Origin of the sequence: Robertmurraya massiliosenegalensis JC6 (assembly GCF_000311725.1) — a bacterium.
Classification (GTDB): Bacteria; Bacillota; Bacilli; order Bacillales; family Cytobacillaceae; genus Robertmurraya; species Robertmurraya massiliosenegalensis.
Genome location: NZ_HE978513.1, coordinates 52,934 through 78,307 on the forward strand (window position 1 = coordinate 52,934; position 25,374 = coordinate 78,307).

Consider the following 25,374-nt stretch of genomic DNA (forward strand, 5'->3'; position numbering starts at 1 on the left):
ACCTTTTTATCTTACTCTTTCATTTTTTTAAGTTGATCACCAATCATTTCGCCTAATTGAAAGCCTTTTGATTCTTCAGGAAGCTCATAATCAGCAAAATCTGGTTCTTTCTCTTCAAGTTCTTTAATGCTTAACGATAATCTTTGAATTTCCTCATTCACTTCAAGAACCTTCACTTTAATAGATTGCCCCTCTTGAAGCACTTCATGTGGAGTTCCGATATGTTTGTGTGAGATTTGTGAAATATGCACTAATCCTTCTACACCAGGAAATACTTCTACGAAAGCACCATATGAAACAAGTCGTTTCACAACCCCTTCAAGAACAGTGCCTTTAGGTGCTCTTTCAGCAAGATTATGCCAAGGTCCAGGTAAGGTTTCCTTGATCGATAGTGAAATTCTTTCGTTATCTCGATCAACACTTAGAACTTTCACGTTTACTTGCTGTCCCTCTTGGACAACATCTGATGGTTTTTGAACATGTTCATGTGATAATTGTGAGATATGTACTAATCCATCGATCCCGCCAATATCAACAAATGCACCAAAATCAGTTATTCTTTGAACCGTTCCCTCTAATACTTGCCCAAGTTGAAGAGAATCTAGAAGTGCCAGCTTTTGCTGTCCCATTTCTTCCTCAACAACAGCACGGTGAGATAAGATTAATCGATTTTTCTCCTGGTCTAGCTCAACAATTTTGAAGGTTAACGTTTTATCCTTGTAATCTGAAAAATCTTCGACGAAGTGAGCTTCTACTAGTGATGCCGGTACAAATCCTCTTACTCCTAGATCAACAACGAGACCACCTTTGACGACATCTTTCACTTCTGCCTCAAAGACTTCACCAGACTCAAATTTTTGTTGAAGAACGCTCCATGCTTTTTTAGCATCTGCTTTTCTTTTTGATAAAATGAACGCATCTTCTTCAACCTTTGTCACTTCAAGCTCTAGCTCTTGACCAACTTCTGCAACATCGCTTGCTTTTTCAATATGAAGACTCGAAAGCTCGCTAATCGGAATAATTCCATCTAGTTTACTATCCTGAATATTAACGATTACTTGCTTTTCCTCAACCTTTGAAACAGTCCCGGTGACACTATCACCGATTTCAAAACTTTTCACTTCTACTTGATTCATCTCTTCGGACATATGTACTCCTCCTTAATCCAATCGCTACTTCCTTAAAAGAAAAATATAAATGAATTAATTCATTTTCCAAACATCAGTCCCTAGGATTTAAATGACTAATCCTATTCAATGGTTTTTTTGCAAGACAACTTGCACTTTTCTTATAACTTCTTACAAATGTTCCTTTTTGTCAAGAAAGAAGAATTAACGATTCTTCTTATGAGCCTCAATCAGAATCCGAATTTCATTCATAATCACTTCTGTTGTCTCTTCTGGTGAAGCTTTTTTCTCTCTTAATCTTTTCATATCTATCGGTTTTCCATAGACTACTTTTAATCTTGAAAAAGCTTTGTACGGACCAATTATTGCACAAGGCACAACTTCAGCATCTGTTCTTAAAGCAAAAAAACCAGCCCCCGCTAACCCTTTGCCTAGTTCCCCAGTTTTACTTCTAGTTCCTTCCGGGAAAAGTCCTAATACATTGCCCTCTTTTAATACTTTAAGTCCTTTACGTAGTGCTTCTCTATCACTCATTCCTCGTTTAACAGGGAAAGCATTCAAATGCGGAAGGAGTTTCCCTAATACAGGAACCGCGAATAATTCTTCTTTCGCCATAAAATGAATCGTTCTCGGGGCAACAATTCCGACTATAGGTGGGTCAAAATTATGAATGTGGTTTGAACAAAGTAAAACCCCACCTTCTTTCGGAAAGTTTTCCTTGCCGATCACTTCCATACGATAAATCGGTTTTAAAATTCCATAAACGACCGATTTTGCAAATGTATAAAAAGACATCTCATCCGATCCTTTCTTTTGCCAACTCCATAATTAATTCGACGACTTCATCAATTGATTTTGACGTTGTATCCATGACAATAGCGTCATCGGCTTTTTTTAATGGAGCTACTTCTCTCTCTGAATCAAGCTTATCTCTTGCGGCAATTTCTTTTTTCAATGTATCTAAATCGGAAGGATAACCTTTTTCTATATTTTCTGTATGGCGTCTTTGAGCTCTTTCCTCTACACTCGCTAACAAAAATATTTTCACTTCTGCTGTTGGCATGACATGTGTTCCAATGTCTCTACCATCCATCACAACTCCACCTTCAGCAGCCAAGCTTTTTTGTCTTCGTACCATTTCTTCACGAATTAATCGATGTTTTGCTACGATGGAAACTTGATTGGTTACTTCTGAATTTCGAATCTCAGCAGAAACATCTCGTCCATTTACGAAGACACGTTGACCATTCTCAGAAGGCTTTAATAATATCTCTGTGTTTTTGAGAAGGTTAATTAATTTAGATTCATCTTGAAGGTCAACCCCTTGTTGTAATGCCTGAAAGGTTATCCCTCTATACATCGCACCGGTGTCAACATATATGTAATTCAATTTTTTAGCCACAATCTTTGCAACTGTGCTTTTTCCCGCAGCCGCAGGACCATCGATTGCAATGGATATTCTGTTCATAATTCCTCCTAGTTGTTCACCAAATATCTAGTAAATCTGCTAATGAAATGGTTTCGCGGAAATCTTCACGTCCAAATCTAACGCTGACTCTATTTTAACACATGTATCGCAAATGATATTAGAAAAAAGACAGCTATTTTTATTTTTTCATAACCGAGTAAGAATTATGTTTACACTTACTTGATCAAAAAAAAGAAGCAGTCTCCCGCTTCACTTTAATCCGTTAAATGTCTCCAATAAATCAGAGAAATTCGTATCTGTTACACCTTCATATTGAGTAATTTCTTTTAACTCGGGCAAGACATTCCACCTGTGTAAAAATACCTGTGTTACTAAGAGAAATAAAAATTGAACGACAATCATTTTTATGATGATTCTTTCTATCGTTTTCATCGTATCCCACCAATACTTTTTATGCACTATATTTGCATTATGGCGGTTTTAGATAAAATTTATTCCTTCTCGTACTACTCCAACAAGCCCTTTTTCTTCAACGCTACTTGTCGATCAAAGCAAAAACGAAGTAAGATTTGACGTTGATGTGAATCTACATCTTTGAACTCAAGGGAGACTTTATTTCTTCGTTCATCTAGAGGAATGATCCTGACAACCTTTGCGTGAAAATAGAAATAGTGATATTCCCCATTCTTCATTGGAAATACCATCCACGTCGTGACTGTAAATCCAATTTCAAATTTCAGATCTTTGGAAACGATGATTGCAGCTCCTCCTGCACTAATATCATCTGTCACCGTAACAAACGGTTTAAACTCAAAATTATTAGGATGAACGGCAACATCGACCGGAGTTTCAATACGTACATATTGGCGTCGCTGAATCTTCATGAGCAGTTCGTCTCCTGGATAGGAGAGGATCATCATCGGAATATTTTGTTTGATCCGTCCTACTACTTCCGCTTCAAAGGAATATACGGTTCCATCTTTTTTCACAAATGAACACTTAATCTGAGTACCGTCAATAAAAAAAGCAGTCTTATTTGTCCCAACATTTATCGGATAATCAATATACAACTGTTGGCCTTTTCTTTCAACTAGCTTACATTTATATTTTTCTATTTTATCTCGATTTTTCAATTCTAGCGTAAGTGAGTCTCCGATTTTTATCATCTAATCACACTTCCCATAAAATCCATATTATCTCACATCAATTGATGAGCACGATTCAACTATACCGAAATTTGACCGAAGAAATTACATTATGTCTAATTATGACATGAGCATGAATACATGCGCAACATTAAAAATAAAGATTTGACCCTACTTAAACTTGTTGCTTTTCGAGCGTAATAAGGGTTTGATCTTTTGACAGTTCCTCTTTGAACTATAACGAGGAAGCGAAAAGTGCCTTAGCTTAGCGGACTAAAAATTAAAGCCTCTGCGTTCATACAAAAAACCACATTCTAAAACCGCGAACAAAAAAAGAACTACCCAAAATAAATGAACAGGGTAGTTCTTTATTTCCTTAAATGCTAGACAATACTTCTGTTATACGACGTCTTCATAGATTGGTTCAGCATTCTGTAACTTTTCAACCTTTTCTTCTGTTCCACTATTGGCATTTATAAAGATTCTGTAGGTGTCATCCCCTAATGTTCCTAAAAACTCATAGCAAAGCACTTCTTCATTTAAATCATTAATGATAATGGCTAAATTTTGTTCCATTATCTTAACATTTGAATTGATTTCTTTTTTCACTTCATCCTCAGTCATAGTTGGTTTTGCGATTTCCCTTGTATGGTGCGCTTTCAAATAATCATCCGCAGAAAAGCCGATAATTTTCCCATTATCAAGAGCTACCTTTACATGGATTGCATCTGGATACACTCGGACATCATTCTCATTCGTAACAAAGGTAAAGACCCCGATATTATCGTACTGACTGCTTTCGAATAAATCCAAGTTTTCAAAGTTATTTTCCTTTAAAAATTTGATCGCTTTATTGCTTGCATCGTTTAAGCTAATCTTTTGATCTTCGACATCTCTTGAAACGATAAACCAGATTGGAAAGCCGCCCTTTTTCGTTATATCCATGTCTGCCTCAATTTTTGATTTTTTATCCAGAATTGAGACACTATAAAAGCCAATGTCAGCGCCTTTCCCATTATCCGTAACTTGAATTTTTACATTTTCCCCAAAACCTGTATACTTTTTAGCCGTTTTTTCTGCATCTTCCTTCGTAATTTCATCGCCTTCTAAATACTGATAGAGATCGTCCTTCTTTTTCAAACTAACGAAAGTAGGACCAAAATCTGTTTCTCCGTAACTTTCAACCGTTTTTTCTACTGTTTTAAACCCATCAATAATCGTGTTGTCTAATGGTTGTTCTTCTGAAGCAAGCGCAAGCTCAACATCCATCCATCTTAAGTTTTTACTTATAACCGTGTGCTGAACGTCCCTTAATTCTTTTTGGATATCAGCTGATTGGGCATATAAATCTTTAAGTGTATTGTATTCTTTATCTGATAATGGTTCTTTGTCAAGGTCTCGAATTGCCGTACGATAACTAAAATCTCCAATTTGGGCTAGAAACTCCTCTGTTTTGTTAAAAGGGAGGAGGGTAAGAGGAAGTTGTCCTACATCGCTATGTGCCTGTGATGTTATTTTCCATACCTCTGCAAGTGCAGGAGATAGAGATGTACGAGAATTCATTGCCAATGTTGTGCCAATTTTATCGTTCAACAGATCAATTTGATAGGATAAATCATGAAAGGCTCTTTGATAGTTATTTTCAGCATTAATTAGAATCGCATTCTTTTCTCGATGCTCCTGATACCCCCAAAATGCTGTTCCTGCGACACCTAGAGCTAATACTCCGATAAGAATTCCTCGAATCATGCTTGTCTCACCCCTCTATTTACAGAATATATGCTTTCCAATTCGCTTAATTTGTGGTCTTGACCATATCCAACCACTCGTTGCTGTATCAGGGTTAAAGTAATAGATGGCCTCTCCAGTCGGATCCCAGCCATTGATCGCATCTAACACCGCTTTTTTTGCTTGCTCATTAGGCGTTAACCAAATTTGTCCATCAGCCACCGCTGTAAATGCCCGAGGCTCAAATATGACTCCAGAGACAGTGTTCGGAAAAGTTGCACTCTCAACACGGTTTAAAATGACTGCTGCAACGGCAACCTGACCTGTATAACTTTCACCTCTCGCTTCTCCATAAACAGCATTAGCCATAAGTTGAATATCATTTTGTGAGAAACCGTTTGGAACATTTGCCGCTGTCGGTTGTTGAGGCTGTTCGTTTGCTTGGTTATTTTGTTCAGCTGGTGCTTGCCCTGACGGTGTTTGTTGACCCGTATTTTGCTGAGCAGGCGTTTGTTTGCCTGTATTCTGTGGTGCGGGAGCTTTTTGCCCTGTATTTTGCTTAGCTGGTGCTTGCCCTGACGGTGCTTTTTGTGCTGGAGCTTTCTGTCCTGTATTGCCTTTGGCCCCACCTGACTTATCTGGACCCTTTTGCTTGTTTAAATCAACACCGCCATAATGTGTGAATTTATTTCCTTTATTAATTTGTTCCTTCACATGTTGTTCATGATATTTCGATGCTCTTGCTAACATATTCTTCGTTTTCTGACCCGCTAAACCATCTATTGGCAGGCCAAATTCATATTGAAAATTCCGAAGTGCCCAATACGTACTCCAGCCAAAAACTCCGTCGATCTTCTTATTGTAAAACCCTAAATATTGGAGTCTTGACTGTAATTCGATCACATCATCTCCAACAGCTCCATGCTGAATCACTTGGTCGGAGAAAGCATCTGCAGTCTTCTCGTTCATACTCAATGGAACACAAATTATACAAATTGAAAAAATAAGGAAGACTTTTGATAATAAAAGCTTCTTGCTCAATGAATGCACCCCCAATTGAATTTGTTTCCTAAGATGAACTTGTTCCGTAATCTTACTTTAAAAGGCAATGTACTCCACTTGAGCCTATTTTTTGTAGTAAGAGGGTTTTTATTCAAAAAAATCAAGATGCTTTCTAAAAACAAGCATGGAAACTTAGCTAACAAACATAAAAAAACCCTCCATTTTTTATAATGGAAGGCCCTTATTTACTTCAATATGATTTTGTGAGTGTAGCGTCCTTGCAAGTTTCGCTTTTCTCAATGCAAGCCACCATAAAAATATCATAAACGGAAACATGTACATGACCCAATTTTTTAAAGAAAGCAAGATGTAGTCATAAATTCCGTGCAGAAGAAATGGGAGCAGCAAGGAAAGGATAAACCATTTCACTCTAGATTCGTGACTAAATTTTGCCTTCCCTAAATAGTAACCCATAATGACACCAAAAAGCGCATGACTAGACACTGGCAATAATGCTCTTCCCATTGCATATTCTAGGCCGTTTCCAACCAAGTAAAAGATATTTTCAGCAGTTGCAAATCCTAAAGATACGGCCGCTCCATAAACAATGCCATCGTATGGCTCATCAAATTCTATATGTTGATAAACGGTATAAATAAGGATAAACCATTTAAAAAATTCTTCAAGAAGACTGGTTGAAAAGAAAGCGTGAATCACTTCTGATTGAACCAAATTCTCTATCTCAAGGACATACTGAATAAACATGATCGGAAACACGAGAAGTGCCCCATAAATAAATGCCCTGAAAACAAAAGAAACTGGTTCTGAGTCATATTCATCTTTCAAATAAAAATAGCTTAATAACGCCAACCCAGGCGCTATCCCAGCTGATAAGATCCCCAACATTTATGTTCCTCTTTTCAAGGCTATTTATAGAGCTCTATATCTCAATCTATACATTAAATCCACAATTTACATAAATTACTCAATCGGAATTAATTTTGTCAAAAATAAATAAAAAGAATTGAGGAAATCCCTCCTTTAATCGTATCATGGAATAGATAGAATGAAAATGAGAAATACACACGGAGGCTTCATAATGAAGAAAAAGATACTTGTCATTCATACCGGTGGAACCATTTCAATGAGCGAAGACGAAAAAACCGGTGCAGTAACACCTAATGAGTCAAACCCATTGACGAAAAAAACAGAGGAATTAGTGGAATTTGCTCACTTAATTATAGATGAACCATTTAATTTGCCTTCTCCTCATATCACACCCACCGAGATGCTCAAAATTCGCGAGCACATTTCTCAACGAATCCTGAGCGATAAAATAGATGGCGTTGTGATAACTCATGGTACAGATACCCTTGAAGAGACAGCCTACTTTCTTGACTTAACACTCGCAAGCACACTCCCTATCGTCGTCACAGGAGCGATGCGTTCAAGTAATGAAATAGGTGCTGATGGTTTATATAATTTAATCTCATCAATAAAGGTCGCAAGTAGTGACGAAGCCCGTGGTAAAGGGGTCCTTGTCGTATTAAATGACGAAATCCATACAGCTGAAAATGTAACAAAAACTCATACCAGCAATATTAGTACGTTTCAAAGTCCACAGTACGGACCGATTGGGATTGTGACAAAGCGAGGTGTCGTCTTCCACCATAGTCCAACTCGTGCAGAATGTTATCCGATCTCAGATGTTTCGAAAAAGGTCGTTCTAATAAAAGCTCATGCTGGAATGGATTCAACTTTACTAGACGCCATTAATGCATTACCTTGTGATGGAATTGTCATCGAAGCTCTTGGCCAAGGAAATCTTCCACCAGCGACTCTACCAGGAATAAAGGCATTAATTAACAACAATATTCCTGTCGTATTTGTATCACGCTGCTTTAATGGAATCGCACAAGATACCTATGCCTATGAAGGTGGGGGAAAACAACTAAAAGAAATGGGCGTCATTTTTTCCAATGGATTAAACGGACAGAAAGCCCGTTTAAAACTTCTTATCTTATTAGCAACAACGACTGACAGGAATCAAATCGAACAAGCCTTTGCGATTTGATTGGAACATTTAGAAAACGCACCAAAGAGGTCCGTTTTTGAGCGCACTCTATTTAATCTATCGCAGTTTTCGTATAGATTGTGGTTATTTGTAAAAACCAAGAAGCCAGTTATCATGGTTATGGCGATACATGAAGTGTACGACGGCGGCATTTTGTTTTTTATTACGTTGAAAAGAGAGCCTAATAAATACAAAAATTGACGTATGAATGATCATACGTCAATTTAATTTAAGGGTTCAAGTCCGAGTATCTCTGAAAAGACATCTCTTGCTTTATTTTCCGTATCTTTTTGGTGCAAGCTCTTTTATAGAAATAGCATAACAGCTCATCCATCTATAACGTTGTCTCAATTGAAACGTGAAGTGGATTTGTCAAAGTTTTCCCTCCTTTGAAGTATGGAATCACAAATTTGCAAATAAACCCAAGCTTCAAAGGAGCACTAATTTATTACTTCTGTGATTTTATGGCGTTTGCAATTTGCTTTCCGTGAAAACGTCCATTTTCAATAAAGATTTCATTCGCATTATTTCCAGCTGCGATCACTCCAGCAATGTATATCCCTGATACATTCGTTTCCATCGTCTCTTCGTTAAAGATTGGTCTGCCTGACGCTTCGTCAATTTCCACACCCATTTGTTTAAGAAAATGATGATCGGGGTGATAACCTGTCATCGCAAAGACAAAATCATTTTTGATTTTAATTTCCTGACCTTCTTTTACATAGACCACTTTATCCTCAGTAATTTCTTTCACATGTGCCTGAAACTCCATCGTCACAATTCCATTACGAATTAAAGATTCAAACTCCGGAAGAATCCATGGCTTAATGCTTGAAGAAAAGCTAGATCCACGATAGAGAACCGTTACCCTCGCCCCTGCTTTTACAAGTTCAATCGTTGCATCCACACTTGAGTTTTTCCCTCCAATGACAACAACATCTTTATCAAAGTAAGGGTGCGCTTCTTTAAAATAATGAAATACTTTAGGCAATTCTTCACCAGGCACATTCATATAATTGGGATGATCATAATAACCTGTAGCAATGACAACATGTTGACATCTATAAACTTGTTTGTCCGTCACAACTGTAAAGGTTTCATTTTCCTCTTTCTGAACAGATTGTACCTTCTCATACGTATTTACGCGTAACTGTTCTCTCTTTACAACTTCACGATAATAAACTAATGCTTGATTGCGCTTTGGTTTATAGTGTTCGGTTACGAAAGGATAATTGCCAATTTCAAGCTTCTCACTCGTACTAAAAAAGGTTTGATGTGTTGGATAATGATAAATGGCATTTACAATATTCCCTTTTTCAATAATGACCGGCTCGATGCCAATTTTCTTTAAGGAGATTGCGGCAGCTATGCCACACGGTCCTCCTCCAATAACAATAACCTCTTCTTGTTTCATGTAAAAACCACTCCTTAACGACAATAACTAAGGAGGACTCACCAAGTGGTAAGTCCTCTCCGTTATAGAATTAATATATGTTTTGCGCTCAGCTTTTCTCTATCCAGCTCCAGGACCTATTGTCCTACAAGCCACCACCCTATTATAAGTCGATCTCGAATCGCTTTCGCTCGTCGTATCCTTTATCTCAGTCGCTGTCTCTCCAGGGCCTTACGGTGTGAAACAGAGTCCTTCCGCTATTACGTATTAAATCCAGCCTCTAAATCTGGATGCTTCTGCCATTTTTCTAACTCCAACCATGTAGGCAGCGAGCCTCATGTCGACTCGACGGGATTGAGCAGTATGATAGATGTTCTCAAATGATTTTACCATAACGGCTCTAAGTTTTTCTTCTACTTCTTCTTCTGTCCAATAATAACCTTGATTATTTTGAACCCATTCAAAATAAGATACGGTCACGCCGCCAGCTGAAGCCAGTACGTCTGGCACAAGAAGAATTCCTCGATCGGTTAAAATTTGTGTGGCCTCTAAAGTAGTCGGGCCATTGGCTGCCTCCACGACAATTTTGGCTCTAATGTTATGAGCATTATCTTCTGTAATTTGATTTTCAATGGCTGCCGGAACGAGAATATCACAATCTAATTCCAACAGTTCTTTATTTGAAATCGTGTTATTAAATAGTTTCGTTACCGTTCCAAAGCTGTCACGACGATCAAGTAAATAATCGATATCTAATCCATCCGGATCATACAAGCCACCATATGCATCGGAAATTCCAACTACTTTGGCACCTGCATCATGCATAAATTTAGATAAGAAGCTTCCCGCGTTTCCAAACCCTTGGACTACCACACGAGCTCCTTCTATTTCGATACCTTTCTTTTTTGCAGCCTCTTCAATACAAATCGTTACTCCCTTTGCTGTTGCAGATTCTCTCCCATGGGAACCTCCTAAAACAAGTGGCTTACCGGTAATAAAGCCAGGAGAATTAAATTCATCAATACGGCTATATTCGTCCATCATCCATGCCATGATTTGTGAATTGGTAAAAACATCAGGTGCCGGTATATCTTTTGTTGGTCCAACAATTTGGCTGATCGCTCGAACATACCCACGGCTTAAACGTTCCAATTCTCTAAATGACATATCTCGCGGATCACAAACGATCCCACCTTTACCGCCACCATATGGCAGATCAACTATTCCACATTTTAAACTCATCCAAATGGAGAGTGCTTTTACCTCTTTTTCAGTTACGTTAGGGTGAAAACGAATTCCACCTTTGGTAGGCCCTACCGCATCGTTATGCTGGGCTCGGTAGCCAGTAAAGACTTTTACTGATCCATCATCCATTCTTACTGGAATTTTGACCGTCATCAATCTTAAAGGTTCTTTTAATAGCTCGTAGACTTCCTCAGGGTATCCAAGTCTTTCGAGTGCATTGTGTATGACAGTTTGAGTAGACTTTAAGACATCAAGCTTGTCTTCTTGATTTATATTTTCAGTACCTTTCTCGGCTACCATCTAAAATAAACCTCCTAAAATCGCTTTCAATAATTGTCCTCTTTCAGTCACAAGTATACACGTTTGGATAATTAATGCAAGATGAATGAGAGCCTTTTTTACATACAATTTATAATCATGTAAACGTTATCATTCTTATTATAATAGAAAGTTTCTTTTTACTATTCCTTAAAAGACAGAAAAAGACTCCTGTAAGAGTAATTGCCCTTAGCAAGGAAGTCTTTGTATCGCTCTCATTTAGCTAAAAAATACTCGATAATCGTTTCGATCGCATGATCGTTTATCACGTTCTGTCCGTATTCTTCGAGCCAAGGAATGCCCCTTAGCGATACGTCGCCAAATTCTGATAAAATCGCAATAACACTATCTGGTTGATGTAGCGAGTCCTCTTTGAGAGATAAAAAATACTTTTGATTCCAATTATATAGTTTCCCACCTAGTACATTTAAGTTCCGGAGATGTTTTGTAAGCTGGATAATATCCTCAAAACTTTCAAATTCAAAAAGGATATTTTCGTTATTATTAGCTGTAACCGCCATATCTATAAACCCATCTTGTAGGGATTGTTCTTCTTCCTCTTCTTCCATCGTCACAATCATGATCATGCCTTGTGCATGCATAGAGAAGATCTCTACCGCTACCGAACCTTCAATTTTAACTCCAAACTCATCGCTTGCCTCTTCAAGCATATCATGAAAAAGTTGATGCCATTTGAGGGAATCTTTCCAAATATCCTCTTTTGTCAATCCTCTTTCCATTAAATCGTCTGATGTAAGGAAGATCTTAATTTTATTATAATTTAATCGCTCAATGCGCATATTTTTTGCCCCCTACTGTGACAACTCTTGCTTTAGTTTATGTAAATCGAGAGGGATGGTGAGTCGTCTAAAAAGGGTTTTTATTATTCTTCGTTGCCTTTTTTTAACGTAATAACGTGAGTTTCAGGGCTAGCACCTAGTCGGAGTGGCAATGAGGTAGTGCCATAACCGTTGCTCACCAAAATGGTTGTCTCCCCTAAACGCTTCAATTTTCCAATCTCATATGGACCGATTCCAAATATTCTTATTTGACCACCATGCGTATGTCCACTTAAAACAAGCGAAATATGATCTTCTTCTTTTAATTGATGCTGAATTTTGGGATCATGGCTAATCAATACCTTAAATCCTCCTTTTCCAGAATCTTGAAGAGCCAAATCCAGGCGATCCCTTTCCCGAGAAATATCATCTGTCCCTAACAAAACAAAACGTTCCCCCTCTTCTGACTCAAAGGAAACTGCCGTATTGTCCAAAATTTTGACCCCGTATTTTAAAAGTAATCCATCAATTAACCGAGGATTAATTTCATAGTCATTATTGCCCCAAACAAAATAGGTTGGTCCTATTTCAGTTAATAATTTGATGTTTCGCTCAACTCGTTCAATCGGTACCCTTTTTTCTAGAAGGTCTCCACCAATGATCACTATGTCTACTTTTCCCTTTACTTCTTTTACAATCTCCTCAGAAATAACTCGGCGATGGAGATCGGATATAAAAAACAGCTTTACTTCACCTAAGCTGTCAGGAAAGTTTGGAAATGTGATTTCTTGATATAAAACATGATCAGAATGGGCTAATTTATACATATATGTGATAAGAGCAACCCCAAAGCTCAATATGCTAATTGCTAAAATGTAAACCATAGTTCCTCCCATATTGCCTTGCTATTTTAAAAATCATACCATATCGCTATAAAAAACAGAAAAAATCCCTCTCATAATCAATTTATGAAAGGGATTCTTTTTCTTGCTCAATCCTCGTAAATATCTAAAATTCGGAAACCAGAACCTTCCAGCTTCTTCACAAATTTATCGACATTGTCTTTTTTCTCGATCTTCATCACAATTCTACGCACAAGCTTATCCGTTTCATCAAAAGTAACTAAAGAGATGATGTGCTCATGGAATTGATGTGCAATTTCAGCAAGACGAGCAAGGCGTCCTTCTGTTTCAATCGATGTAAAGGCAATCCTCACTCCAGGTCTCTTTACTCCAAATGCAGATTGGAATTGCTCCAATACATCAAATCTTGTCACAACACCTAAATATTCATTTTTATCGTTTACAACCGCAAGTAGTGGGAAATCCTTCAGTTCAAGCAATGTTTTCTCAAAAATTTCTTGTCCTTGTAAATATTTATCTTCATTTGTTGCAATATCTGCGCAACTCTTTTTCTCCAAATAATCATCCCTAGAAAGGTTAGAGGTAAAAAAATTCTCATAGAGATTATACCTTGTCACTATACCTGCATATTGATTGCCTTTTAACACAGGCAAACCATCGATTTTATGCTCTTCTAATTTGTCCAAGGCAACTCTTAAAGGTTCATCCGCCCGGACGGTAAATGTTTGATGTTTCGGCATCATAATATTCTTAACAAACATTTTTTTCACCTCCGTATTAATATGTACACTCTTACTATATTCTACAATAGTAGAAAGAACTCCTTTCCTTATAATGAAAATAACTGTCATGTCTGCCGTTTTTTTTCATAAAATTGAATGATATATCCATAAAGGAGGTCAACTATGTTTACACCTTATAAAACCTACTCCCCCTTCGTTGGTCCATTTGATCCTTGTCCACCGATTAAAGTTAAAAAATATTCCACACCACCGAATTTATACATCGGATTTCAACCAAATAATTTCCCCCAATTCTCACCAATGGAAGCATTAAGAGCTGGAACTCTATGGAAGCCCTTATACGACCCTTATTACAATTCTCGAGAATTAGCTGCTAAGGGAGGAAAATCTTCATGAGTAAACAATTGCCACCAGAGTTTTATGAGCTGATGGAGCAACTTCAAGCAGTTGATTTTGTACTTGTCGAGCTAAGCTTATATTTAAATACCCATAACAATGATTTAGAAGCGATCAATCAGTTTAATCATTACGCAAAGGAGAGAAAAAAGTTAAGAAAAGCGGTTGAGAGCGTGTACGGTCCATTGATGCAGTTCGGGCATAGCTATTCCGGTCAACCATGGAATTGGGACGACGCCCCGTGGCCATGGCAAGTTTAATCATATAAACAATCCAACAGTAGGAGGGATAGATTCATATGTGGATTTATGAAAAAAAGCTCCAATATCCAGTGAAGGTCAGTACGTGTAATCCGATGCTTGCGAAATTTTTGATTGAGCAGTATGGAGGGGCCGACGGAGAATTGTCTGCAGCGCTTAGATATTTGAACCAGCGTTATTCGATTCCAGATAAAGTAATTGGTCTCTTAACGGATATTGGCACTGAAGAATTTGCTCATTTAGAGATGATCGCAACGATGATCTATAAGCTCACAAAGGATGCAACTCCTGAACAGATGAAAGCTGCAGGACTTGGCGACCACTATGTAAATCATGATAACGCCCTCTTCTATCATAACGCCGCCGGAGCACCTTGGACATCAACCTATATTCAAGCAAAAGGGGATCCAATTGCCGATCTTTATGAGGATATTGCGGCAGAGGAAAAAGCACGAGCTACTTACCAATGGATCATTAATGTTAGCGATGATCCTGACTTGAACGATGGGTTGAGATTTTTAAGAGAACGAGAAATTGTTCATTCTCAACGTTTTCGAGAAGCTGTAGAAATTCTGAAAGAAGAACGTGATAAGAAGATATTTTTTTAATCTCTTTAAAGAGGCAGTCTAGCTTTACACTGCCTCTATATACTAAGCTGAAATTATTTATTCTCGTGATAAAGGTTGATATCATAATTTTTTTTCATCATTTCAAAAACGAGATGACGATTTTTCCAAGCTTCTTCTGGTTTCCATAAGTCCTTGCTTTTATCAATGATTTCACAACGCAAGGCATGGTATTCTTTTTCCGCCTTATCCTTCTTCTCTTTCAATAGATTCATTAATCCGTACAAGCCTACTATGATGACAAGAGCATATAGATTATAAGAGTGATCAACAAAGGCAGAAAACATCGCTGCAAAAGAATACGAGTACGGTATCATGAGTGTTTTATATAAGATAAAAAGGTAGATAAAAGACGAAAATACAGTCAACCAGATGACAACAAAATGCCTGAATGTAAAGGCATCAAATTTTCTTTTTCTTTCTACTACTTTTTGGAGCATTTGCTTCGTTGCCTTATCCGTACGATCATCAAGCATTTTAATCGATGTCTCCATTGTGTTCCTCCTTGTTACCTACAAATCCCATGCTGCTTTTGTAAAAATATATGATCTTGTCCTTCGATTTATGATTAAAAAAGTCTCTTTTCGGAAACAGCGTAAAAAACACAATCATTGCGAAACAGGGTAAAAAAAGACAATGCTATTTTGAAAATAACATTGTCTTCTCCTTATTTCTGGATCGGTATTTTTAATGTTTGTCCGAGCTGTATCTCATTTCCTTGAATGCCATTTGCTTGTTTAATAATGTCAATTCCCGCTTGCGATTTATAATATTTCATCGAAATCCGGTAAAGTGTATCTTCCTTCTGTACTTTATGATATATGATTTCTTCTTGTTCAGTTGCTTTATCATTGTGCGAAGCCTTGTCTGGTACTGTTGAGGCTGCAGATGGAGTACTCTCTACTTTCACTGGCTCAACCTCTTCTGGCTCTGGAGTAGGTTCTTCTTCATGCTCAACCTTTTCTGGCTCTGGAGCAACTTCTATTTCTGGCTCTTCCTCTTCTTCAACCACTTTCTCTACAGGGTCATCATTTCTAACATCGACTGACTCTACATTTCCTGATAAATTTTGCTCAACTGACGCAGAACGTTTCGCTTTACTTTCATTAATGGAATAAATACTGAAGCTAACAATCGGTAAAAGAATAAAAAAGATCGCTAATAGTCGAATAAGTGGGTATTTTAACTTTACCTTTGTCCTCTTCGCTTTTTGATAATGCACCCTACTTCTTGGTGGCAATTCTTTAGACGGCTCTATATGCTCCAAGGGTTCCTCTTTCTTTGTAATTCGTTTACGTAACCGTTCCGCTTGATCACGGTATGGTTTCTCATTATTCATGATTAATTCCCTCCTGTTCCTGAGGTAGTTGTTTATTAAATCGCACCGATAAACCTAATAGAAAATCGACAATAAAATGTAGCACAATCGTGACGAGAAGATTCTCCGTCATGTAATAAATGTAGCCGATAAAAAAACTGAGAACGATAATATTGACAAAAAGAAATTTATTAAACAAATAACGATAATGGATAAGTGCAAAGAGAATACTTGTGACAACTAATCCGAAATGGGTTTGGATCACCCCTCTAAATAATATCTCCTCACTTACAGCAACCATCGCAGCAATTCCAGCAATTTGCCCAATCGTCCTATTTTCAAACATCCGTTTATTCAAACCACCATCATCATAATAAGATGGTGGCAAAATTTTCATTAACAAGACATCCAAAAAAACAATTGCTAATCCAGCAACTCCACCTACGTACCATATCTTCCAATCATTCCAAACGAAAAGATCCCAGAACGATGAAAAATCTTCAAACAAAAAAAATCCCATCACTAATGCAATAACTAGTAATAACACTTGCGTTGCAACAAGATGAAACGTGATTTCTCGATCTGTTAACCCTTGAATTAATTCTGTATATTTGTTTTTCATGGACTCACGCTCACTCTTTTAATAAAATGGTGGATAAATAGGATTTCCAATCAAAAGGAAAAGTTATTGCCTCTGTTTTCTCCTCTTTTTTCCTAAATGGCTCAAAATCTATCCCACATACATCACAACAATCTTTAATCACTATTTTCTTTTCTTCATCAAAATAATTCAAGATTTTTTCTCTACGACATTGATGAGATTGTGCCCAATTCTTGATTTCTTCAATTTTTTTCTTCTTTAAGCTAGTTCTTTCTTCGACAAAACGGATAAATTTTTTCATATTGGATTGCAAATATTCGGTACTTTCCATACTTTGAATAAAATCATTTATTAATCGCCATTGAATATCATTTAAGCCAGCAAAGTTCCGAACCTCTTCCTCATGATATTGAATGGTGTTATGGGAAGAACCGTCCATCCATTCGATGACACGCTCAATTTGGAATTCATTTGGCAATTCATTTTCGACTAAATGATAGGAAAGAGCTTCATCACCTGGTGCATATAACAAAATAGCTATGCTTTTTTTTCCGTCTCTTCCAGCACGTCCAATTTCTTGTAAATAGGATTCGATTTGCAATGGCAGATGATAATGTATAATAAAACGAATATCTTCTTTGTTCACGCCCATGCCAAAAGCACTCGTAGCACAAATAAGATCAAGCTGACCATGGATAAATTGTTGTTGAATCAGAGTTCGACTTTCTTGATCCATTCCTCCATGATAAGCCATCACGCTGTCTATTCCCCTAGACCTCAATCGTTCCACGATGGCTTCTGCCCTCTTCCGACTTGAAAAATAGATGATCCCTGGTCCCTGTAAGGATGCAACTAAATCTAGAAGTCGTTGTTCTTTTAGTTCTGGATTCTCCACTTCTTCGACCTTCAATGCGATATTAGGACGATCGACAGAAAATAGATGCTCTTCCCAAGAATGCAAATGTAAGGATTTGACAATATCACTTACTACTTCTTTCGTGGCAGTCGCTGTCAATGCTAATGTTAACGGATTATCCAGCTCTTCTCTTACCGAACCGAGCTTCATATAATCTGGGCGAAAATCATATCCCCATTGCGATATACAATGAGCTTCATCTATGACAAATAAGGAAATGGACAAAGCTCGAAGCTTTTTCTTTATTTCCTGGAGATTTAGCATTTCAGGTGAAATGAAGATGAACTTATACTTTTTGAGTTGACTGAGCACCCTCATTCTCTCAGTCCCCGTTAAAAATGAGTTGAGGGCAATCACTCTTTTTTCTCCCTGCATTTGCATCTGTTCAACCTGGTCTTGCATCAGTGACAAGAGAGGAGAAACAATCACCACGGCACCTGGCAATAAATAGCCTGGAAGTTGATAGCACAATGATTTTCCTGTACCCGTAGGCAGAACAGCTACCGTATGTTTGCTGTCTATAACAGAAGACACAACCTCCTTTTGCCCAGGTCTAAATGAAGGAAAGCGGAAATGGTCTTGTAATTCTTTCTCTAAATTATGACTCATCGTTATCACCAAATTTGCTCAACACTAAGCGTATTTGAAAATAGGTCGCTTCTGGTACCAATTCACGTATATACCTTAATTGTTTAGATGCTGCCTCTTCGCGCGCTTTTAATATCAGATTCATTGTTTGCTTGTCCACAAAAGGGTCAATTTGAAATGATTTCATCTGAAGAGCAAGCTCCACAATATGATCCTGTATGGTACTGACTTTCAATTTTCTTATTTGCGCGATTCTTTCAATTGAAAGTCCTTTATTTAAGAGGTCTAACGTTTTTTTACTCGATTCTGTAATCTGGAAAGTGGTTTGCAAATCCATTATTAGAGAGGATAAAAGGGCAAATCTCCCTGGAACATTTTGAACTTTTTCCAATATATAATGTAGTAATGCTTGAAACTGGTATTGGTACAGCGTTTGCTCCATCTCTAGATAATCACATGCTTGTTTTTCCGTTAATCCAATGTTTTCGTAACCTGTAAAACGAATAACTAAAACATTGGGACTGATTTCAGCACTCTGATCCAGTACAAGGTGAAGTTCTTCATAGAGATTTCGACTAAATTCCTTACGATTAAGCCGATGATGTAAGAAAAAACTTTTTAACCAGTTAAGCAAATGTCTATTTCTCTGAATTGGAATGTAATTCCGATCTTTATTCACTAAATGGGAGGTGACTTGAACCACTAATGATAATCTTTGCCAAAATACCTCTGAATACTGATAATTCCAGCCATCTAAATAAGATAAAAAAGGATAACTTTTCAACTCATTCTCCAAAAACACTCTTCCATCATCCGTTAGAACGTAATGCTGCTCCTTCGTTAGAACAATTAAATTTAATCTTTCAAGCTCGATAATGATGTTCTCGTATTGTTTTCTAGTTAACGAATTATATGTTCTATAAAATTGCGTAATTTGGAAAAGATGTGCATCTTGGATCGTTTGGGAAGATTTCTTTCCGCATAGGAGATGATATAAAGAGTAAATCGTTCTCTCACTATTTATTCTTTGTAAACATAGAAGAACGACCAAATGTAAAAAAGGAGTTGGCATTCTATCACCCTATTACTATATTTTGGAAAATAATGGATTAAAAGATTCTATAAACAACGATACAAGTATTTCTATAATTCGACTTGTTTCTCCATTTATTTTACCATGAAAACGAAGGAAAGGATCATATTCCATTCGAAAACGTTGTTATGATAAGCATTCTCATTATTTTTTTATTGAAATGTTCCTCATACAGTTTTACAATAAAGGATGAGGGATACGTTTCAGATACTTTATGAAATGTAAAAAATAAATGTTTAATTCATTGGGAGGTTTTTTCATGGCAAAATACACAATTGTTGACAAAGAAACATGCATCGCATGTGGGGCTTGCGGAGCAGCAGCACCAGATATTTATGATTACGATGATGAAGGCATCGCATTCGTTACACTTGATGATAACGAAGGAATCGTTGAAATTCCAGATGTTTTAATAGACGATATGATGGACGCCTTTGAAGGTTGCCCAACTGATTCCATTAAAGTTGCTGACGAACCATTTGATGGAGATGCATTAAAGTTTGAATAGAATACAAAAAACTCCTCTCTTACATTAGAGAGGAGTTTTTTTCAATTTATATAAAAGCATTTCCTTCATTTTCGAAGAAACATTATTTAAAAGCAATCTGCCGCTGTTTACCAATCCACGTACTCATTCTAGTAAAGAGAAGCATGAATACGATTGAAATCATGATTCCTTTTAGAATATTAAATGGAAGAATACCTGCCACAATCATTTGGCGTGCTTCCTCCCCTGACATCGCTGGGAATCCCATAAACATCGTGTAAGCTGGTAAAAAGATAAAATAATTCAATACGCTCATAACAAGAGCCATCAAAATGGTTGACGTTAATAAGGCATATGTCATTCCCTTTTTCGTTTTCAGTTTCTCATAGATGTAATATGCAGGTACTACGAATAGAACGCCTGCGACGAAATTCGAGAAATGCCCGACTGGAATACCAGTATCACTGCTTGTCAAAATGTAATCTAAAACATTCTTAAATAATTCAACCAATACCCCTGCAACTGGACCAAAAATAAGCGCTGCAATTAAGGCAGGAATATCACTAAAATCCACCATTAAAAACTTTGGAAAAGGTGGTAGCGGAAAGTTTAAGAGCATCAGAACAAACCCGATACTACTCAACATTCCAATTGAGACTAAAGCTTTGACATTGTACTTCTTCATTTTCCTCTCTCCTTTTTAGGATCCATCTCTCCTAAAGAAGAAAGGTTCAGCATTACTAAGCTTGCCTAATTTAGAATCATACAATGATGTCCATAAAACGTATTCACTTTTTAAACATCATCCTATTATCCCAATAAAACAGAAACTCCCCCAAGTAAACTTGAGGGAGAATTACGGCACGCTTAATAAACATTCAAACTAGCAAAATTTGAACGTTTGCAGAACCTCCATCTTCTCCCATCCAGACTATACTGTCGGCTTTGGAATTGCACCAAATCCTGCCAAAGCATTTGTCTATATTCAAGAAGCATTTCTTCTCGAATACAACTCCATGCTTATTAGTGGCTCGCGGGCTTTAGAGAAAAATATCTCATTACCGCCGGTCGGGAATTACACCCTGCCCCGAAGATAGACCAATATTTAATTACATCATTATTATAGCGTACTAAAGCTTCTTTGTGAAGAACTTAACCTTATACTCCTTATTTTTGTTATTTTCAACGATTTTATGGTAAATTATAATAGGAATTTCATAAAAAGATAGGCCAATCGCTTTAGAAAGAAACCTATCAACATTTTATGTTAAAGGAGATAAACATGGATAAAATTCTTATTTTCGGTCACAAAAATCCAGATACGGATACGATTTGTTCTGCAATTGCATATTCTCATTTAAAAAATCAACTTGGACTAGATACTGAGCCAGTTCGCTTAGGCGAGATAAACGGTGAAACGGAGTATGCTCTTAAAACATTTGATCACGAGGTACCTCGTCTTATTACTACTGTCGCTTCAGAAACGAAGCAAGTTATTTTAGTCGATCATAATGAACGTCAACAAAGTGCAAATGACATCAACGAAGTACGTGTTTTAGAAGTAATTGACCACCATCGAATCGCTAATTTTGAAACGAGTGAACCTTTATACTATCGTGCAGAGCCTGTAGGATGTACTGCTACTATTCTTAAAAAGCTTTACAAAGAAAATAACATAGAAATCGAAAAGAATATTGCAGGTTTAATGCTTTCAGCAATCATTTCTGATTCTTTATTATTCAAATCCCCTACTTGCACAGAAGAAGACATCCAAGCGGCACGTGAACTAGCTCAAATCGCTGGAGTAGACGTGGAGAAGTATGGCTTAGACATGCTTAAAGCGGGAGCTGATTTAAGCCAGAAATCGATTGAGCAATTAATCACCCTAGATGCGAAAGAATTCCAAATGGGAACAAGGAAGGTTGAAGTCGCACAGGTTAATACAGTTGATGTTCAAGATGTCCTTTCAAGACAGACTGAATTAGAAGCAGCACTTCAAACTGTCATTGACAAGAAAGGCTTAGATTTATTTGTTTTTGTGATCACGGATATTTTAAACAGTGATTCAACTGCTATCGCTTTAGGTCAATCAGCTGATGCTGTAGAAGAAGCCTATGATGTGAAATTAGAAAACCATTCAGCCCTATTAAAAGGGGTTGTTTCTCGTAAAAAACAAATTGTTCCAGTCCTAACAGACGTTTTGAACAAAAGATAATGAATACGTAAAAAATCGTAGGTTCAATGTTGGCCTACGATTTTTTTATTGATATCAAGGAATTTACAAATTCCCTCGACTTAATGTTCGTACAAACAGTAAGAATATCGTTATGAAAAAATAACAGGAAAAATTCCGCTTAATGGTGAGAGATGGTTGAATCGAATGAGACAAACTGAAGCTCCTTACATTTTGTAGGAGGTTTTTCTTACTTATTTATGTCATCTACCACAGAAAGCGTTTTCATATTAATACGAACATTAATTCTTCATTGACAGATTAATATTCGTTTTGTAAAATAATCAGAAAATTGATAATTAGTGGGAGATGTTCAAATGTATCAAGTTTTAGTAGCTGATGCAATTAATGCAGAAGGCTTACAGCCATTATTAGACTATGCAGACGCTCAATTAATTGAAAAAAAAGTCACAGATGCAGATGTCGACTTAGAAAAAATTGACGCCATCCTTGTAAGAAGTGCAACCAAAGTGACCGAAGAACTCCTTGAAAAAATGCCCCAACTAAAAATCATCGCCAGAGCAGGTGTCGGTGTTGATAATATAGATGTTGATGCAGCAACGAAACGAGGAATTATTGTCGTCAATGCTCCAGATGGAAATACGATTTCAACTGCTGAGCATACTTTTGCGATGATGGCCTCATTAATGCGTAATATTCCTCAAGCACATGCTTCTGTTAAAAATATGGAATGGAAAAGAAATACCTTTGTTGGAAATGAATTATATGGAAAGGCACTTGGAATCGTTGGATTAGGTAGAATCGGATCAGAAATTGCAAAAAGAGCAAAAGTTTTCGGAATGACAGTACTCGTCTTTGATCCTTTCCTAACCAAAGAAAGAGCACAAAGTCTAAATGTCCAAAGCTGTACACTTGACGAAGTACTTGAACAGGCTGATATTATCACTGTACATACCCCTCTAACAAGTGAAACAAAAGGGCTAATCAATGAACAAGCATTGGAAAAAACGAAAAAAGGTGTTTATTTTCTAAATTGTGCCCGTGGTGGGATCATCGATGAACAAGCATTAGCTGTCTTTATCGGAAATGGACATGTTGCAGGTGCTGCCCTTGATGTATTTGAAGTGGAGCCACCAGGAGAGCACCCGCTTTTAAAATTCGATAATGTGATCGTGACCCCACATTTAGGAGCTTCTACGAAAGAAGCACAATTAAACGTGGCAACACAGGTGGCACAGGAAGTAAGAACGTATTTTGAAGATAAACCGGTCACAAACTCGATCAATCTTCCAGCTATGTCAAAGGATATTTATGATAAGATCCGCCCATTCCACCATCTATCAAAGCAGATTGGCTCTATCTTATCTCAATGTGTAAAAGAAGGTGTTCATGAATTATCGATTACTTATGCGGGAAGTGTCTCAGATCTTGAAACAACCTACTTAACAAAAGCACTTTTATCCGGTTTCTTTAAGAACCGAATTGACGTCCATGTAAATGAGGTTAACGCTCTTCTTACCGCAAAAGAACGTGGTATTACCGTCGGTGAAAAAATTTCAACGAACTCTTTTGGCTATGCAAACAGTATTACCGTCACTGCTAAAATTGAAAATAGACAGTTTACCCTTAGAGGTACCTATATCGATCATTACGGTCCTCGAATTGTCTATATGAATGATTTCAATATTGATTTTCACCCTGAAGGAAATTTACTCTATATACAACATATGGATCGCCCAGGTGTCATTGGCCGCGTTGGGAAAATATTAGGCGATCATTCTATTAATATAGCGACCATGCAAGTAGGTCGAAAGGAAGCAGGTGGTGAAGCCAGTATGGTTCTATCCTTTGATAAACCACTAGAATCTACTGCTTTCGAATTGCTTTCAAAACTAGATGATATCGTAATAATGAATCAAATTAGCCTTTAATAATTATTTGGGATCGGAGGAGCAAATCCTCCGATTTTTTATGGTTTCTTAATGGTTAGTACTTGTTGTGGATGAATAACTTCATTACTCAAATGATTGATTTCCTTCAAATCTTCTACCGTTAAATTGGCTTCCTTGGCTATGCTTTCCAATGAGTCTCCAGGTTGAACAATATATTGTTCATCAGAAAGCTCCTCTATAATTAATTGTTGATTTGGCAGAATGACATCATCGGTCAATTGATTTGATTCCATAATGCTAACAACAGATGATTCATATTTTTCAGCTAGGTCCCATAAAGTATCTCCGCTTTGAACGATGTGAATCACTTCCTCTGATGCCGCTTCTCCACTTTCCTCACGATCTGCTTCTTCTTCCCCTTTCAATAATTCGAAATCGCTACTAAGTAAATATTTCGACAAATCATCTATGGATGCTGTTTCAATCGTTTGATTTTCTTGTGTAGTCTCACTCTCCTGTTTTTCCTCGACAACTACATTCTCTTTGTCTGTTTCTTCCATTATTCCTGCAACCTGTCCATTTTTCCGTTGCTCTACCATAGCTTGAACTGTTTCTCCTACATCAACTTTTCCAAGAATAACAACAGGATTAAGAGAGTTTTCTTTATTTACTGTCCATTCATGTTTATGTACTTCAAAATGCAAATGCACACCAGAGGAGCGGCCCGTACTTCCCATATCTCCTATTATTTCTCCTTGTTTTACCTTTTGTCCTTCACTTACTTTACGTTTACTGAGATGTGCATACACAGTTTCAAAATGATTCGGGTGCTTGACGAATACGACATGCCCATAAGAACTGGAGTAATATGACCTTGTAACAATCCCTTCGTCTACCACATGAATCGGTGTTCCAAGTCCACCTGCAATATCAATCCCTTTATGTTTTCCGTTCCTCGTTCCGTATGTATCTGTTATGACTCCATCCGCTGGCCACATCCAATGTGCCGCCGCTTCCTGTATATCAATGGTTTCCGCTTGCGTATTTTTTCCTCCTATAAATAACAGGCTTATAAAAAAGGCCATGATCCCAGCAATTAATAAACGTTTTGCAAAGTCTCTCATTAGTATCCTCCTTAATTTGAGCTTTTCCCTACA

The 25,374-nt window shown here is 37.3% G+C and carries 27 protein-coding genes and 1 riboswitch; of the genes, 7 read left to right on the top strand and 20 right to left on the bottom strand.

Annotated features, from left to right (window positions below):
* Positions 1-11: 11 nt before the first annotated feature.
* The 8 genes from rpsA to prsW form a co-directional block, all read right to left on the bottom strand.
* The gene (gene rpsA, locus BMSHG_RS10050; protein WP_019154318.1) at positions 12-1,148 is read right to left on the bottom strand and encodes a 30S ribosomal protein S1; all 1,137 of its coding nucleotides are present in this window, start codon (positions 1,146-1,148) and stop codon (positions 12-14) included.
* 183 nt (positions 1,149-1,331) lie between these two features.
* Positions 1,332-1,922: a lysophospholipid acyltransferase family protein gene (locus BMSHG_RS10055; protein WP_019154319.1), complete on the bottom strand. Its 591-nt coding sequence runs from the start codon at positions 1,920-1,922 to the stop codon at positions 1,332-1,334.
* A 1-nt stretch (position 1,923) separates the two neighbouring features.
* Entirely contained in the window at positions 1,924-2,598 is a 675-nt protein-coding gene (cmk, locus tag BMSHG_RS10060) for a (d)CMP kinase (RefSeq protein WP_026073405.1), read from the bottom strand.
* Positions 2,599-2,805: 207 nt separating this feature from the next.
* On the bottom strand, positions 2,806-2,988 hold the full coding sequence (locus BMSHG_RS10065; protein WP_019154321.1) for a YpfB family protein: 183 nt from the start codon (positions 2,986-2,988) through the stop codon (positions 2,806-2,808).
* A 74-nt stretch (positions 2,989-3,062) separates the two neighbouring features.
* Positions 3,063-3,722: a flagellar brake protein gene (locus BMSHG_RS10070; protein WP_019154322.1), complete on the bottom strand. Its 660-nt coding sequence runs from the start codon at positions 3,720-3,722 to the stop codon at positions 3,063-3,065.
* A 378-nt stretch (positions 3,723-4,100) separates the two neighbouring features.
* Positions 4,101-5,450, bottom strand: a complete 1,350-nt coding sequence (gene ypeB, locus BMSHG_RS10075; RefSeq protein WP_019154323.1) for a germination protein YpeB — start codon at positions 5,448-5,450, stop codon at positions 4,101-4,103.
* Positions 5,451-5,465: 15 nt separating this feature from the next.
* Complete coding sequence (sleB, locus tag BMSHG_RS10080) at positions 5,466-6,470, bottom strand: spore cortex-lytic enzyme (RefSeq protein WP_019154324.1); 1,005 nt, start codon at positions 6,468-6,470, stop codon at positions 5,466-5,468.
* 186 nt (positions 6,471-6,656) lie between these two features.
* The gene (prsW, locus tag BMSHG_RS10090; RefSeq protein WP_019154326.1) at positions 6,657-7,337 is read right to left on the bottom strand and encodes a glutamic-type intramembrane protease PrsW; all 681 of its coding nucleotides are present in this window, start codon (positions 7,335-7,337) and stop codon (positions 6,657-6,659) included.
* Between the two features lie 193 nt (positions 7,338-7,530).
* Between prsW and BMSHG_RS10095 the strand changes: the two genes are divergently transcribed.
* Positions 7,531-8,505, top strand: coding sequence for an asparaginase (locus tag BMSHG_RS10095; RefSeq protein WP_019154327.1), 975 nt, complete (start codon positions 7,531-7,533; stop codon positions 8,503-8,505).
* Between the two features lie 448 nt (positions 8,506-8,953).
* Here BMSHG_RS10095 and BMSHG_RS10100 read toward each other — a convergent pair whose 3' ends face one another.
* From BMSHG_RS10100 to BMSHG_RS10120, 5 genes are all read right to left on the bottom strand, one after another.
* Entirely contained in the window at positions 8,954-9,919 is a 966-nt protein-coding gene (locus BMSHG_RS10100) for a YpdA family putative bacillithiol disulfide reductase (RefSeq protein ID WP_019154328.1), read from the bottom strand.
* Between the two features lie 246 nt (positions 9,920-10,165).
* Positions 10,166-11,443 carry a Glu/Leu/Phe/Val family dehydrogenase gene (locus tag BMSHG_RS10105; RefSeq protein WP_019154329.1) on the bottom strand — a complete coding sequence of 426 codons (1,278 nt, stop codon included), beginning with the start codon at positions 11,441-11,443 and terminating at the stop codon, positions 10,166-10,168.
* 233 nt (positions 11,444-11,676) lie between these two features.
* Positions 11,677-12,261, bottom strand: a complete 585-nt coding sequence (locus BMSHG_RS10110) for a genetic competence negative regulator (RefSeq protein ID WP_019154330.1) — start codon at positions 12,259-12,261, stop codon at positions 11,677-11,679.
* Positions 12,262-12,344: 83 nt separating this feature from the next.
* Positions 12,345-13,124 (bottom strand): metallophosphoesterase, encoded by a 780-nt coding sequence (locus BMSHG_RS10115; protein WP_019154331.1) that lies wholly within the window; start codon positions 13,122-13,124, stop codon positions 12,345-12,347.
* Positions 13,125-13,231: 107 nt separating this feature from the next.
* A complete protein-coding gene (locus BMSHG_RS10120) occupies positions 13,232-13,864 on the bottom strand; it encodes a CBS domain-containing protein (RefSeq protein WP_019154332.1) in 633 nt (210 codons plus the stop codon).
* Positions 13,865-14,008: 144 nt separating this feature from the next.
* On the opposite strand from BMSHG_RS10120, the gene BMSHG_RS10125 reads away from it, so the two are divergent.
* The 3 genes from BMSHG_RS10125 to BMSHG_RS10135 are packed head-to-tail and all read left to right on the top strand — an operon-like array spanning position 14,009 to position 15,110.
* Positions 14,009-14,242 (top strand): spore coat associated protein CotJA, encoded by a 234-nt coding sequence (locus BMSHG_RS10125; protein ID WP_019154333.1) that lies wholly within the window; start codon positions 14,009-14,011, stop codon positions 14,240-14,242.
* Complete coding sequence (locus tag BMSHG_RS10130; protein ID WP_019154334.1) at positions 14,239-14,502, top strand: spore coat protein CotJB; 264 nt, start codon at positions 14,239-14,241, stop codon at positions 14,500-14,502. The genes BMSHG_RS10125 and BMSHG_RS10130 overlap by 4 nt, the downstream gene beginning before the upstream one ends.
* Positions 14,503-14,540: 38 nt before the next feature.
* Positions 14,541-15,110, top strand: a complete 570-nt coding sequence (locus BMSHG_RS10135) for a manganese catalase family protein (protein ID WP_019154335.1) — start codon at positions 14,541-14,543, stop codon at positions 15,108-15,110.
* A 53-nt stretch (positions 15,111-15,163) separates the two neighbouring features.
* On the opposite strand, the gene BMSHG_RS10140 is transcribed toward BMSHG_RS10135, so the two are convergent.
* The 5 genes from BMSHG_RS10140 to BMSHG_RS10160 all read right to left on the bottom strand — a co-directional run bounded on the left by BMSHG_RS10140 (position 15,164) and on the right by BMSHG_RS10160 (position 19,623).
* Positions 15,164-15,622 carry a YpbF family protein gene (locus tag BMSHG_RS10140; protein WP_019154336.1) on the bottom strand — a complete coding sequence of 153 codons (459 nt, stop codon included), beginning with the start codon at positions 15,620-15,622 and terminating at the stop codon, positions 15,164-15,166.
* Between the two features lie 173 nt (positions 15,623-15,795).
* Entirely contained in the window at positions 15,796-16,467 is a 672-nt protein-coding gene (locus BMSHG_RS10145; RefSeq protein ID WP_019154337.1) for a LysM peptidoglycan-binding domain-containing protein, read from the bottom strand.
* Entirely contained in the window at positions 16,460-17,068 is a 609-nt protein-coding gene (locus BMSHG_RS10150; RefSeq protein WP_019154338.1) for a CPBP family intramembrane glutamic endopeptidase, read from the bottom strand. The genes BMSHG_RS10145 and BMSHG_RS10150 overlap by 8 nt, the downstream gene beginning before the upstream one ends.
* Before the next feature lie 10 nt (positions 17,069-17,078).
* Positions 17,079-18,572, bottom strand: a complete 1,494-nt coding sequence (locus tag BMSHG_RS10155; RefSeq protein WP_019154339.1) for a RecQ family ATP-dependent DNA helicase — start codon at positions 18,570-18,572, stop codon at positions 17,079-17,081.
* Positions 18,562-19,623 carry a helix-turn-helix domain-containing protein gene (locus tag BMSHG_RS10160; RefSeq protein ID WP_019154340.1) on the bottom strand — a complete coding sequence of 354 codons (1,062 nt, stop codon included), beginning with the start codon at positions 19,621-19,623 and terminating at the stop codon, positions 18,562-18,564. The genes BMSHG_RS10155 and BMSHG_RS10160 overlap by 11 nt, the downstream gene beginning before the upstream one ends.
* 280 nt (positions 19,624-19,903) lie before the next feature.
* Here BMSHG_RS10160 and BMSHG_RS10165 point away from each other — a divergent pair, with 280 nt between their 5' ends.
* On the top strand, positions 19,904-20,152 hold the full coding sequence (locus BMSHG_RS10165) for a ferredoxin (protein WP_019154341.1): 249 nt from the start codon (positions 19,904-19,906) through the stop codon (positions 20,150-20,152).
* An 82-nt stretch (positions 20,153-20,234) separates the two neighbouring features.
* Here the strand turns inward: BMSHG_RS10165 and BMSHG_RS10170 are convergent, their stop codons facing one another.
* A complete protein-coding gene (locus BMSHG_RS10170; RefSeq protein ID WP_019154342.1) occupies positions 20,235-20,816 on the bottom strand; it encodes an ECF transporter S component in 582 nt (193 codons plus the stop codon).
* 225 nt (positions 20,817-21,041) lie between these two features.
* A riboswitch (FMN riboswitch) is annotated at positions 21,042-21,230 on the bottom strand.
* Between the two features lie 183 nt (positions 21,231-21,413).
* On the opposite strand from BMSHG_RS10170, the gene BMSHG_RS10175 reads away from it, so the two are divergent.
* Both BMSHG_RS10175 and serA read left to right on the top strand, forming a co-directional pair.
* Complete coding sequence (locus BMSHG_RS10175) at positions 21,414-22,346, top strand: manganese-dependent inorganic pyrophosphatase (protein ID WP_019154343.1); 933 nt, start codon at positions 21,414-21,416, stop codon at positions 22,344-22,346.
* Between the two features lie 335 nt (positions 22,347-22,681).
* Positions 22,682-24,256 (top strand): phosphoglycerate dehydrogenase, encoded by a 1,575-nt coding sequence (gene serA, locus BMSHG_RS10180; RefSeq protein WP_019154344.1) that lies wholly within the window; start codon positions 22,682-22,684, stop codon positions 24,254-24,256.
* A 38-nt stretch (positions 24,257-24,294) separates the two neighbouring features.
* Here serA and BMSHG_RS27525 read toward each other — a convergent pair whose 3' ends face one another.
* Positions 24,295-25,341, bottom strand: a complete 1,047-nt coding sequence (locus tag BMSHG_RS27525; protein ID WP_019154345.1) for a M23 family metallopeptidase — start codon at positions 25,339-25,341, stop codon at positions 24,295-24,297.
* Positions 25,342-25,374 lie beyond the last annotated feature (33 nt).

What these genes read in the sequence shown, in the direction of transcription:
- BMSHG_RS10125 (WP_019154333.1), top strand. Translation starts at nt 14,009, where the DNA reads ATGTTTACACCTTATAAAACCTACTCCCCCTTCGTTGGTCCATTTGAT.
- serA (WP_019154344.1), top strand. Translation starts at nt 22,682, where the DNA reads ATGTATCAAGTTTTAGTAGCTGATGCAATTAATGCAGAAGGCTTACAG.
- prsW (WP_019154326.1), bottom strand. Translation starts at nt 7,337, where the DNA reads ATGTTGGGGATCTTATCAGCTGGGATAGCGCCTGGGTTGGCGTTATTA.
- BMSHG_RS10130 (WP_019154334.1), top strand. Translation starts at nt 14,239, where the DNA reads ATGAGTAAACAATTGCCACCAGAGTTTTATGAGCTGATGGAGCAACTT.
- BMSHG_RS10070 (WP_019154322.1), bottom strand. Translation starts at nt 3,722, where the DNA reads ATGATAAAAATCGGAGACTCACTTACGCTAGAATTGAAAAATCGAGAT.
- BMSHG_RS10055 (WP_019154319.1), bottom strand. Translation starts at nt 1,922, where the DNA reads ATGTCTTTTTATACATTTGCAAAATCGGTCGTTTATGGAATTTTAAAA.
- BMSHG_RS10105 (WP_019154329.1), bottom strand. Translation starts at nt 11,443, where the DNA reads ATGGTAGCCGAGAAAGGTACTGAAAATATAAATCAAGAAGACAAGCTT.
- BMSHG_RS10135 (WP_019154335.1), top strand. Translation starts at nt 14,541, where the DNA reads ATGTGGATTTATGAAAAAAAGCTCCAATATCCAGTGAAGGTCAGTACG.
- BMSHG_RS10145 (WP_019154337.1), bottom strand. Translation starts at nt 16,467, where the DNA reads ATGAATAATGAGAAACCATACCGTGATCAAGCGGAACGGTTACGTAAA.
- BMSHG_RS27525 (WP_019154345.1), bottom strand. Translation starts at nt 25,341, where the DNA reads ATGAGAGACTTTGCAAAACGTTTATTAATTGCTGGGATCATGGCCTTT.
- BMSHG_RS10155 (WP_019154339.1), bottom strand. Translation starts at nt 18,572, where the DNA reads ATGAGTCATAATTTAGAGAAAGAATTACAAGACCATTTCCGCTTTCCT.
- BMSHG_RS10120 (WP_019154332.1), bottom strand. Translation starts at nt 13,864, where the DNA reads ATGTTTGTTAAGAATATTATGATGCCGAAACATCAAACATTTACCGTC.
- BMSHG_RS10095 (WP_019154327.1), top strand. Translation starts at nt 7,531, where the DNA reads ATGAAGAAAAAGATACTTGTCATTCATACCGGTGGAACCATTTCAATG.
- BMSHG_RS10140 (WP_019154336.1), bottom strand. Translation starts at nt 15,622, where the DNA reads ATGGAGACATCGATTAAAATGCTTGATGATCGTACGGATAAGGCAACG.
- BMSHG_RS10170 (WP_019154342.1), bottom strand. Translation starts at nt 20,816, where the DNA reads ATGAAGAAGTACAATGTCAAAGCTTTAGTCTCAATTGGAATGTTGAGT.
- BMSHG_RS10165 (WP_019154341.1), top strand. Translation starts at nt 19,904, where the DNA reads ATGGCAAAATACACAATTGTTGACAAAGAAACATGCATCGCATGTGGG.
- BMSHG_RS10150 (WP_019154338.1), bottom strand. Translation starts at nt 17,068, where the DNA reads ATGAAAAACAAATATACAGAATTAATTCAAGGGTTAACAGATCGAGAA.
- BMSHG_RS10115 (WP_019154331.1), bottom strand. Translation starts at nt 13,124, where the DNA reads ATGGTTTACATTTTAGCAATTAGCATATTGAGCTTTGGGGTTGCTCTT.
- BMSHG_RS10100 (WP_019154328.1), bottom strand. Translation starts at nt 9,919, where the DNA reads ATGAAACAAGAAGAGGTTATTGTTATTGGAGGAGGACCGTGTGGCATA.
- BMSHG_RS10110 (WP_019154330.1), bottom strand. Translation starts at nt 12,261, where the DNA reads ATGCGCATTGAGCGATTAAATTATAATAAAATTAAGATCTTCCTTACA.
- BMSHG_RS10160 (WP_019154340.1), bottom strand. Translation starts at nt 19,623, where the DNA reads ATGCCAACTCCTTTTTTACATTTGGTCGTTCTTCTATGTTTACAAAGA.
- ypeB (WP_019154323.1), bottom strand. Translation starts at nt 5,450, where the DNA reads ATGATTCGAGGAATTCTTATCGGAGTATTAGCTCTAGGTGTCGCAGGA.
- BMSHG_RS10065 (WP_019154321.1), bottom strand. Translation starts at nt 2,988, where the DNA reads ATGAAAACGATAGAAAGAATCATCATAAAAATGATTGTCGTTCAATTT.
- BMSHG_RS10175 (WP_019154343.1), top strand. Translation starts at nt 21,414, where the DNA reads ATGGATAAAATTCTTATTTTCGGTCACAAAAATCCAGATACGGATACG.
- rpsA (WP_019154318.1), bottom strand. Translation starts at nt 1,148, where the DNA reads ATGTCCGAAGAGATGAATCAAGTAGAAGTGAAAAGTTTTGAAATCGGT.